The 9,599-nt window shown below is 73.1% G+C and carries 10 protein-coding genes and 2 tRNA genes; 4 read left to right on the forward strand and 8 right to left on the reverse strand.

The window, feature by feature from the left end; all coding sequences use genetic code 11:
• From IEZ12_RS12530 to IEZ12_RS12540, 3 genes are all read right to left on the reverse strand, one after another.
• Positions 1-399: Rossmann-fold NAD(P)-binding domain-containing protein (locus IEZ12_RS12530; protein WP_505744212.1), on the reverse strand; the 399-nt coding region annotated here is incomplete at its 3' end.
• Between the two features lie 913 nt (positions 400-1,312).
• Entirely contained in the window at positions 1,313-2,260 is a 948-nt protein-coding gene (locus IEZ12_RS12535; protein ID WP_189272123.1) for a hypothetical protein, read from the reverse strand.
• 79 nt (positions 2,261-2,339) lie between these two features.
• Positions 2,340-2,858, reverse strand: coding sequence for a SigE family RNA polymerase sigma factor (locus tag IEZ12_RS12540; protein ID WP_043911435.1), 519 nt, complete (start codon positions 2,856-2,858; stop codon positions 2,340-2,342).
• A 176-nt stretch (positions 2,859-3,034) separates the two neighbouring features.
• Here IEZ12_RS12540 and IEZ12_RS12545 point away from each other — a divergent pair, with 176 nt between their 5' ends.
• Complete coding sequence (locus tag IEZ12_RS12545) at positions 3,035-3,313, forward strand: hypothetical protein (protein WP_189272124.1); 279 nt, start codon at positions 3,035-3,037, stop codon at positions 3,311-3,313.
• A 74-nt stretch (positions 3,314-3,387) separates the two neighbouring features.
• On the opposite strand, the gene IEZ12_RS12550 is transcribed toward IEZ12_RS12545, so the two are convergent.
• Entirely contained in the window at positions 3,388-3,984 is a 597-nt protein-coding gene (locus IEZ12_RS12550; RefSeq protein ID WP_043911431.1) for a TetR/AcrR family transcriptional regulator, read from the reverse strand.
• Between the two features lie 222 nt (positions 3,985-4,206).
• Between IEZ12_RS12550 and IEZ12_RS12555 the strand changes: the two genes are divergently transcribed.
• From IEZ12_RS12555 to IEZ12_RS12565, 3 genes are all read left to right on the forward strand, one after another.
• Positions 4,207-5,346, forward strand: coding sequence for an acyl-CoA dehydrogenase family protein (locus IEZ12_RS12555; RefSeq protein ID WP_043911429.1), 1,140 nt, complete (start codon positions 4,207-4,209; stop codon positions 5,344-5,346).
• Between the two features lie 96 nt (positions 5,347-5,442).
• Positions 5,443-6,201 (forward strand): SDR family NAD(P)-dependent oxidoreductase, encoded by a 759-nt coding sequence (locus IEZ12_RS12560; RefSeq protein WP_189272125.1) that lies wholly within the window; start codon positions 5,443-5,445, stop codon positions 6,199-6,201.
• 253 nt (positions 6,202-6,454) lie between these two features.
• Positions 6,455-6,745: a hypothetical protein gene (locus IEZ12_RS12565; protein ID WP_189272126.1), complete on the forward strand. Its 291-nt coding sequence runs from the start codon at positions 6,455-6,457 to the stop codon at positions 6,743-6,745.
• Between the two features lie 65 nt (positions 6,746-6,810).
• Here the strand turns inward: IEZ12_RS12565 and IEZ12_RS12570 are convergent, their stop codons facing one another.
• The 4 genes from IEZ12_RS12570 to IEZ12_RS38295 form a co-directional block, all read right to left on the reverse strand.
• On the reverse strand, positions 6,811-8,241 hold the full coding sequence (locus IEZ12_RS12570) for an SDR family NAD(P)-dependent oxidoreductase (protein ID WP_189272289.1): 1,431 nt from the start codon (positions 8,239-8,241) through the stop codon (positions 6,811-6,813).
• Between the two features lie 195 nt (positions 8,242-8,436).
• Positions 8,437-8,509: transfer RNA gene (locus tag IEZ12_RS12575), tRNA-Trp, on the reverse strand.
• A 242-nt stretch (positions 8,510-8,751) separates the two neighbouring features.
• A tRNA-Ala gene (locus IEZ12_RS12580) sits at positions 8,752-8,825 on the reverse strand.
• A 278-nt stretch (positions 8,826-9,103) separates the two neighbouring features.
• Positions 9,104-9,599 (reverse strand): AMP-binding enzyme (locus tag IEZ12_RS38295; protein WP_229847469.1); only part of this gene is annotated, 496 nt, incomplete at its 5' end.

Genomic DNA, 9,599 nt, shown 5'->3' on the forward strand with positions numbered 1-9,599 from the left:
GTCGGCCCGTCGGGCCCGGCGGCCGGCGTGGCCGCGGACCAGGGCGTGCTGGCGGTAGCCGTCGGCGCGGTAGTCCAGCAGTCCGGCGGTGACGAGTTCGGCGAGGGCGTCCTCGGCGGCCGGCAGGCCGTGGCCGAGCAGCGCGGCGGCGGTGTATTCGGTGGCGAACGGGCCCGGGCACTCGGGCAGGACGCGGTACAACTGGGCCGCGGTGTCGCCGAGTTCGGCGTAGGCGGCGTCCCAGACGGCCTCCACCGACCGGCTGCCCTGCTGGTGGAGTTCGGCGGTGAGGCGTTCGGCGAGTGCGGCGAGGCTGCGGTGCGGGAGGCGGCGGGCGAGTTCGCCGGCGACCTCGGCGGCCTTGGGCAGTCCGGCGCACGCGGTGGCGAGGGTGCGCACGGCGGCGGGGTCGGCGGCGGCCCAGCGCTGTTCGCCGAACAGCAGGGCGCAGCAGTTCGGCGGTGCGGTCGGTGCTCAGCGGGGCGAGGGTCAGCTCCAGCGGGGCGGTGTCGCCGAGGTCGTACAGCGGGCCGTGGCTGGTGACCAGCACCAGGCTGGCCGCGGAGGCGGGCAGCAGCGGCTGGACCTCGGCGCCGGTGCGGGCGTTGTCGACCACCAGCAGTCGACGGCCGCCGCGCGTCCGGGCCCAGTACTGGCGGGCCAGGGCGCGGAAGTCCGGCCCCAGCCAGGCCCGTTCGACGCCCAGGCCGGACAGCAGGTCGGCGAGCACCGCGGCCGGGTCGACCGCGCCGTCGCGCCGGTACTCGTCCAGGTCGACGTAGTGCGCGCCGTCCGGGTGGCGGTCGGCGAGGCGGTGGCCGACCCGCAGGCACAGGGCAGTCTTGCCGATGCCGCCCAGGCCGCTGATCGCCACCACCTGCGGGGTGCCCACGCCGGCGTCGGCCGGCCCGCGGAGCTCCGCGATGCGTCGCTGCTCCTCGGTCCGGTCGACGAAGTGGGCGCGCTCGGGCGGCAGTTCGAAGGCCGGGGCGGGCGCGGTGGCGGCCGTCTGGTGGATGTTCACGGTGCCGACGTGCTGTGCCTGCACCACGGTGTCCACCCGGGCGTCGTCGCCCACCACGTTGCGCGTCTGTTCGGTCACCCGCCAACCCTACGCGTCGAGAGATGCGCCGGCCGGGAGACGGCGGAACCCGGGCGGGTGGGCGTGCCGGGGTGTCGGGCCCTTGGGCCGGGATGCCGACCGGTGGGCCGAGGTGCCGACCGGCGGGCCAGGAGTCAAGGCCTGGGCCGGGCGTCAGGGCCTGGGCCGGGCGTCAGGACCTGGGCCGGGCGTCAGGACCTGGGCCGGGCGTCAGGACTTGGGGACGACGAACCAGTGCCAGTCCGGGCTCTCCGCGACCTCGCGCCAGACGGCGAGCGGGATCGGCGGCTCGGTGCGGGTCTTGAGCGACTTCCCGCCGGTGTAGTCGCGCACCCCGCTGTACTCGGTGAACTCCAGCACGGTGCCGTCCGGTCGCCACACGCTGACCCGGTGGCTGTACAGGCCGGGCACCGGCGCGTCGTTGGACTCCACCATCTCCCCGGTGCCGTCCGGCAGGAAGCCGAAGTGGCAGCCCTGGACGGAGCGGGCCCCGTTGCCGAGCACGGTCTCCGCGCACTGGAACGGCAGCGCGCCCGGGTCGACGGGCGTGGTCCGGTCCGTCGGGAAGGCGACCTGCGAGTGACGCACCGTCACCTCGATGGAGGCCGCCTCGCCGGTGCCGTCGACGTAGTGCACGAGGACGCCCATGGTGCCGACGGGGAGCGAACCGGGGTGGTTCTCGGCGCCCTTGAGGTACTTCAGGTCCGCTGGCAGCAGCGCACCGAGCGTCTTGGACACCTGGGCGGGCGTGAACGCCAGCAGGCCGCCGGAGAGCGGGGTGTCGGTGGCCGACGGCCGGCCCGGCGTGGGCGGCGCGGACACGTCGGAAGCGGGGCTGCGGTCCGGCCCGGGGTTCGGCTCCCCCTGGCCGGACGACCGGCCGAACAGGCCCGCCGGGTCGGTGGCCGAGGGGACGCCCGCACCGGCCGGGCCGGTACTGCCGACGGGCGTCCGCGCGGTCGTGCCGGACAGTGCGGCGTTCGCACCGGCCGCGACCACCGCGACGACGGTGAGCGCGGCGCCCGCCCCCTGCAGCCGCCTGACCAGCCGGAGCCGACGACCCCGCCGCTTGCTCTCCGCGACGATCACGGCGACGGGGACGCACAGCTCCTCGACGCTCTTCTCCATCATCCGGGAGAGCTCCCGGTCCAGGTCCAATGTTCGTTGCCTTCCGTGCTGGCGGGTGGGTGCCACGAGGTGGCGAAGGTCGGGCGGGCGACGCGGCCGGGTCGGCCGGTCAGTCCTGGAGCAGCAGCGCGCGGTCCGGACCGAGGATGGCACGCAGCCGGGTCATCGAACGGGAGTTGAGGCTCTTCACGGCACTGACGGTGATGCCCATCGCCTCCGCCGTCTCCTCCAGGCTGTAGTCCTCCAGGTAGCGCAGCACCACCGCGGCCCGATTGCGGGGCGGCAGTTGGCGCAGCGCCGCGACCAGGGTGATCCGCAGCGCGGCGGCGCTGCCCTCCTGGACGCCGACCACCAGCTCGTCCGGGAACTCGGCGACGGCGACCTCGGTGGAGCGGCGCAGCCGACGGTGCGACAGGTAGCAGCGCAGCAGCACCTTCCGGGCGTACGCGTCGACCCCCGCCTCCCCGTCGCCCCGCCGCAGCCGGCCCCAGACCGGGTACATCTTGGACAGCGTGGTCTGCACCAGATCCTGGGCCTGGTGCCAGTCCCCGCACATCAGGTACGCGATGTGGAACAGGCGGCGTGCCCGACTGGCCGCGAACTCGTCGAAGTCGAGCCCCTCGGTCATGTGGTCCCCCGGATGAGAATCGTTTCGTCAATGTGCTGAATAGACGCTGCACCTAGGGCAGTTCGTCACGCCGCCCAAGATCAAGATTGAGTAACGGAGGGGCGGACGCCCAGCCCTCCCGCCCTCCCGTTCGCCCGCTCTCCCGTTCGTCCGGCGACGGCGGCACACTGGACCTCATGGATCCCGTCGAACGCGCCGGACGCGCCGAGCACGTCGCACGCATCGACCGCATTGACCGCATTGACCGCATTGACCGCGTCGAGAACGGCGAGAGCGGCGAGTGGGTCGAGAACGGCGAGCACATCGAGAGCACCGGGCGCGAGGGCGGGGAGCCCGCCTGCTGGCTGAATCTGGTCTGCGAGGAGTGCGGCAGGGTCCGGGAAGGCGGGCGGTGCCCGGGCTGCGACGCCGAGCCGGCGGGGCCGTCCGTCGCCGAGGTCGACGCCGACTCGTAGCAGGGCGGTCGGCCGGGCGGCGCGGGGCCGTCAGCGGTTCCTCAGTAGCTCCTCGACAGGTGCTCAGCAGGGGCTCAGCGCAACAGGCCGTGCAGCAGCAGCTCCGCCAGGTGCCCGTACGCCTCGGCGTCGGCCAGGCCGGTGGTCTCGGCGACCTGGCGCTGCTGGATGCGGACCATCACCGAGCTGATCACGTCCGCCGCGAACGCCACATGGGTCTCGCGGAAAGCGCCTTCCGCGACCCCGTCGTCAATCAGCTGTTGAATCTGCCGGGCGGCGGCGCGGGTGTTGCGGCCGTACACCTCGGCGGCGGGCTCGAAGGCCGCCAGGTCGTCGAAGAACCGGGCCGAGCCGGGGGCGAGTTCGGCGGAGACGGCGCGCAAGTAGGCAGCCAACCTCGCGGCCGGGTCGGTCTCGGCGGCCAGCGCGGCCTCCACCCGGGAGGTGGCGTCGCGGAAGAAGTGCACCACGGCCGCCCGGACCAGCTGTTCCTTGGAGCCGGCCAGTCCGTACAGGGTGCGCTTGGAGCAGTGCAGCCGGGCGGCGAGGTCGTCCAGCGTGAACTGGGCGAACCCTTCGGCGGTGAAGAGCGCGACGAGTTCCTCGAAGAGGGCGCTGCGGCGGGCGGCGCCCCGTCCGCTGGGCTGGGGTGCGGCGGCGCTGTCGATCACCGGGCCAGTATGACAGTCGACCTCTCCGCAGCCGCCGATCCGGCCGCCCCGCTCACCCCGGGCCCCACCCCGTACTCCCCCGCGCTTCCCGCGCGCCCTCGCTTTCCCCGTCCTTTCCCGGCCTTTTCCCTGTTCACCGTCTCCGGGGCCCCCACTGCCGCCCCTGCTGCGCTACGCTTCCCGGTACTGACGTACCGCTTTGCGTACCGCTTGGAGCCGGACATGGCCGTGGATCGCCTGCTTCCCACCGAGGAAGCTGCGGACCTGATCGCGCTGACCCGCGATCTCGCCGACAAGGAACTCGCCCCGAAGGTCGAGTCCCACGAGAAGCAGGAGCTGTACCCGGAGGGCCTGTTCGCGTTGCTCGGCCAGGCCGGACTGCTCGGCCTGCCGTACTCGGAGGAGTTCGGCGGCGGCGGGCAGCCGTACGAGGTGTACCTCCAGGTGCTGGAGGAGCTGGCGTCGCGCTGGGCGGCCGTCGCGGTCGCCACCAGCGTGCACACCCTGGCCTGCCACCCGCTGAACGCGTTCGGCACGCCGGAGCAGAAGGAGCAGTGGCTGCCCCGGATGCTGGCCGGTGAGATGATCGGCGGCTACAGCCTGTCCGAGCCGAACGCCGGCTCCGACGCGGCCGCGCTGACCTGCAAGGCGGAGCCGGTCGACGGCGGGTACCGGATCACCGGCACCAAGGCGTGGATCACCCACGGCGGCAAGGCCGACTTCTACGCCCTGTTCGCCCGCACCGCGCCCGGCGCGCACGGCATCTCCTGCTTCCTGGCGCCCGGCCAGGTCGAGGGCCTGACCTTCGGCGCGCCCGAGGAGAAAATGGGCCTGAACGGCGTGCCGACCACGGCCGCGTACTGGGACGGCGCGCTGCTCGCGCCGGAGCGCCGGATCGGCGCCGAGGGGCAGGGCCTGTCCATCGCGTTCTCCGCCCTCGACTCGGGCCGGCTCGGCATCGCCGCCTGCGCCACCGGCCTCGCCCAGGCCGCACTGGACACCGCCGTGGCGTACGCCAACGAGCGCACCACCTTCGGCCGCAAGATCGTCGACCACCAGGGCCTCGGCTTCCTGCTCGCCGACATGGCCGCCGCCGTGGACTCCGCCCGCGCCACCTACCTGGACGCGGCCCGCCGCCGCGACCTCGGCCGCCCGTTCAGCCGGCAGGCCAGCGTGGCCAAGCTGATCGCCACCGACGCCGCGATGAAGGTCACCACCGACGCGGTGCAGGTGCTCGGCGGCTACGGCTACACCCGGGACTTCCCGGTCGAGCGGTACATGCGCGAGGCGAAGATCATGCAGATCTTCGAGGGCACCAACCAGATCCAGCGCCTGGTGATCAGCCGCCAGTTCGCCCGCTGACCCCGCGCCCCTGACGGTTCGTCATCACCCGTTCGGGGCCGCTGTGCAACGGCCCCGAACGCCACCCCGCACGCCACTCGGAAAGGGCTTTCCAGCATGCAGCTCACCGGTACCGCCGCCCTGGTCACGGGTGCCGCCTCCGGCCTCGGCGCGGCCACCGCCGCCCACCTGGCGGGCCTCGGCGCCCACGTCTACGGTCTGGACCTGCCCAAGGCAGTCGAGTCCGCCACCCCGCCCGAGGGCGTCACCCTGCTCGGGGCGGACGTCACCGAGGAACAGCCCGTACGCGACGCGCTGGCCTGGATCGCCTTCGACGGCCACCCGCTGCGCCTGACCGTCAACTGCGCGGGCATCGCCCCGTCCGCCCGGATCGTCGGCCGCCGCGGCCCGCACGACCTGGACCTGTTCCGCACCGTGCTGAACGTCAACCTGATCGGCACCTTCAACGTGATGCGGCTCGCCGCCGAGGCGATGTCCGCCCAGGAGCCCGACGAGGCCGGCCAGCGCGGACTGGTCGTCAACACCGCGTCCATCGCGGCCTTCGAGGGCCAGGTCGGCCAGATCGCCTACGCCGCGTCCAAGGCCGGCGTGGCCGGGATGACCATCACCGCCGCCCGCGACCTCGCCCAGTTCGGCATCCGCGTCGTCACCATCGCCCCCGGCATCGTCGACACCCCGATGATGGCGAGCTTCTCCGACGAGATCCGCGCCGGCCTCGCCGCCACCGTCACCTTCCCGCAGCGCCTCGCCCACCCCGAGGAGTACGCCCGCCTGGTGGCCATGGTCGCCGACCACGACTACCTCAACGGCGAGACCATCCGGATGGACGGCGCCCTGCGGATGTCCGCCCGCTGAGCACACCTCCCCGCTGTGGCACAGGGCCGCCCCGGTGGGGCGGCCCTGTTTCGTGGCGCTGTTTCATGGCCCGCCCCCTTCACGGCCCACCCCCCCCATTCATGGCCCGCCTCCGCGCCCCTGTCCTGCCGTCCTGTTTCGCGGCCGATCGGACGAAACGGGCGAATTCCACCGGATGTCGTTGTCCTCGGTCGACGAGGGGTGCAGGCTGTGCGCTGGGTACGAACTTCCGTCCGTGAAAGGGTGCGCAGCCGTGAACGATCCGCTTCAGGTCACGCCGTTGACGATCAGGCCGGCGAGTGCGTTCAGCTACGACCTCGGGATCCACGGGATGTTCACGGTGAACTTCAGCGTCCCGGGCGTGACGCCGAGCAGCGTGGTGGTGGCGTCGATGACGGAGATCAACTCGAACGGCCAGCCCTTCGTCGGCGACGCGACCACGACCGTGCACAACGTCGCCCCCGGCAACGGCAACGTCCGGCTGCGGGGCGAGGTCGGCTGGAGCTCCGACCTCTCGGTGCGGGTGTACTTGCTCGTCAACTGACCGCGTCGGCAAGCCCTCTGGCCAGTCCCGGCCTCGCCGACCGATCTCGGCCCCGGGCCGATGCGTCACCAGTCCGCGACCTGGTAGTCCTTCAGGAAGACGCCACTGAGCAACTCGCCCGCCTCGCCCCGGACGATCGGGTCGTAGATCCGGGCCGCGCCGTCCACGATGTCGAGCGGGGTGCGGAAGCCGGCGCACGCCATCCGGGACTTCTTGGGCGCCGGGTTCTCGTCGGTGATCCACCCGGTGTCGACCGCGCACATGTGGATGCCGCGCTGGGCGAGTTCGGCGGCACTGGTGCGGGTGAGCATGTTCAGGGCGGCCTTGGCCATGTTGGTGTGCGGGTGTCCGGGCATCTTGTTGCGGACCGCGAACCGCCCTTCCACCGCCGTCACGTTGACGATGTACCGCGACGGACGCGGGGACGCCTCCAGCAGCGGCAGCAGCCGGTCGCAGAGCAGGGCGGGGGCGAGCGCGTTGACCAGTTGGGTCTCCAGCACCTCCGCCGGATCGAGTCCGCCGAGCGTCGCCGACCAGGAGTTCTCCGGGGCACGGTCGGGCAGCAGACCTGCCTCGTCCACCGGCGCGAGGGACGGCAGCGCCGGAACCGCCAACGCCGCCTCCTGCGCTGCGAGTTCGGTGGCGGGCGCGGTGGCGGGCGCGACGATGGGTACGGCGCCGAGCTCGACGGCCGGCCAGGCGGTCGTGAGGACCGGCATCGGGCGGAAGCCGGGAGCGTGACCGACCTGCGCGGGGACGGGTCCGTGCTCACCCACGGCGAGCAGCGCGTACGCCTCGGGCGGGCGACGGACGGTCTGCGCCGCGTTGTTCACCAGAATGTCCAACGGCCGCCCCTCGGCGCGCAGTTGCTCGCACAGGCCGAGAACCTGCCGCGGGTCGCGCAGGTCGATGCCGACGATCCGCAGCCGGTCCAGCCAGTCGGCGCTGCCTTCGGCGGCGGCGAACCGGCGCAGCGTGTCGTGCGGGAAACGGCTGGTGACGGTCAGGTCGGCGCCGTCGCGGAGCATCATCAGCGCCAGCTGGAAGCCGATCTTGACGCGCGCGCCGGTGAGCAGCACCCGCCGACCGGTCAGGTCGGTGCTGAGGGCGCGTCGGGTGGTGTGGTCGGCGGCGCAGTCCGGACACAACCGGTGGTAGAACCCGTCGAGTTGGCGGTAGTTGCGCTTGCAGACGTAGCAGCGCCGGTTCCGCCGGAGCTCGCCGATCGGGGTGTGGCCGGTCGCACTGGGCAGCGGGGCGTCCTCGCGCCGGCCGTCGCCGCCGGTGGCGGTGGCAGCGCTCAGTTCGGCATCGGCGAGGACGGCCTCGGCGCGACGCTCGCGCCGGCGGTGCTGGCGGCCGTCACGCACGAAGGACTCGGCGACGCGCTCGGCACGCAGCCGCAGCGGGTGGTCGACGGGCAGGGCGCGCAGCCGTCCGACGGCGCGGTCGAGCGCGGCGAGTTCGACCTCGACGGCGGCCCGGGTCTCATCCAGGTCTTGAGGCTCGTCCGCGCCGCAGGTCTCGCCCGGGCCGCGGGTCTCGTTCGGGCTGCGGGTCCCACCCGGGCCGCGGATCTCGTTCGGGCTGCGGGTCTCTTCCGGAGCCGGGGGCTCGTCCAGGCCGTGGGTGTCGGTCGGCTCGGGCGTGCTCATCGGGCTTCCTTCGGAGTGGTGGTGCATCGGCGGGGTCGGGCCCGGCCGGATTCGAACCGGCGTGTTCCGCCTGTGGAGGGCGGCGCGTCTGCCTCTGCGCTACGGGCCCGGTGCCGGGTCCTCGCGGGGGCCGGATTCGAACCGGCGTTTGACACGCTGTTGACGCGCCGCGCCTGCCTCTGCGCTACGCCCGGGAGGTGAGAGGGATGCTACCGGTACGCACGGGGTACTCGGCAAGCGCTTTCCGTGGCCTGTCCCGAGCAACGGGAAACCGCTTTCCGCATCCCCGCCCCGGCCGATGGTCGACGGCCGACGAGGACGTGCGGAAAGCGATTACCGTTCGTGAGAGCCCCCCGGGGGCCGGATTCGAACCGGCGTGATCCGCGATGCCGTCGCGACGCGTCTGCCTCTGCGCTACGCCCGGGAGGTGGACGAGATGCTACCGGCACGCACCCGGCAGTCGGCAAACGCTTTCCGCCCCGGCTCCCCCGAGCAACGGGAAATCGCTTTCCGCGCGTCCCTCCCGATGGTTCGGCAGGGCACCCGAAAAGCGATTTCCGTCTCCAGCGGCCCCGTCCAGCGGCCCCGTCCAGCAGTCCCGTCCCACGCTCCCGTCCAGCAGCCCGGTCCCACGGTCCCGTACCGCAGCGCCGTCCCGCAGTTCCGTCCCGCAGCACCGGCAGTCGAGGCGCCGACCCGGCCGTCAGCCCTGGCGGAGCTCCGGGAAGTCGCTGTCCAGGTACTCGTTCGGGTTGCGGTCGCCGACGCGCTCCGCCTCGTGGGTGCGCAGTTCGACGCGGCGGATCTTGCCGGAGATGGTCTTCGGCAGGTCGGCGAACTCGAGGCGGCGGATCCGCTTGTAGGCGCTGAGCTTCTCGCGGGTGAACCCGAGGATGTCGCGGGCGAGTTCGGGGCTGGGGGTGCGGCCGTCGACCAGCACCACGTACGCCTTGGGGACGGCCAGGCGCAGCGGGTCGGGCGAGGGGACGACGGCGGCTTCGGCGATGGCGGGGTGTTCGATCAGGACGCTCTCCAGCTCGAACGGGGAGATCCGGTAGTCGCTGGCCTTGAAGACGTCGTCGGCGCGGCCGACGTAGGTGATCCAGCCATCGGCATCCCGCGCGGCGACGTCGCCGGTGCGGTAGTGGCCGTCGCGCATGGCGTCGGCCGTGCGCTCGGGATCGCCGCGGTAGCCGCGC

Source organism: Kitasatospora griseola (assembly GCF_014648555.1).
Taxonomy (GTDB): domain Bacteria; phylum Actinomycetota; class Actinomycetes; order Streptomycetales; family Streptomycetaceae; genus Kitasatospora; species Kitasatospora griseola.

Bases quoted from the DNA above. Each gene is read 5' to 3' on its own strand.
- IEZ12_RS12560 (WP_189272125.1), top strand. From the start codon at position 5,443: ATGCAGCTCACCGGTACCGCCGCCCTGGTCACGGGTGCCGCCTCCGGC.
- IEZ12_RS12540 (WP_043911435.1), bottom strand. From the start codon at position 2,858: ATGACCGAGGGGCTCGACTTCGACGAGTTCGCGGCCAGTCGGGCACGC.
- IEZ12_RS12545 (WP_189272124.1), top strand. From the start codon at position 3,035: ATGGATCCCGTCGAACGCGCCGGACGCGCCGAGCACGTCGCACGCATC.
- IEZ12_RS12555 (WP_043911429.1), top strand. From the start codon at position 4,207: ATGGCCGTGGATCGCCTGCTTCCCACCGAGGAAGCTGCGGACCTGATC.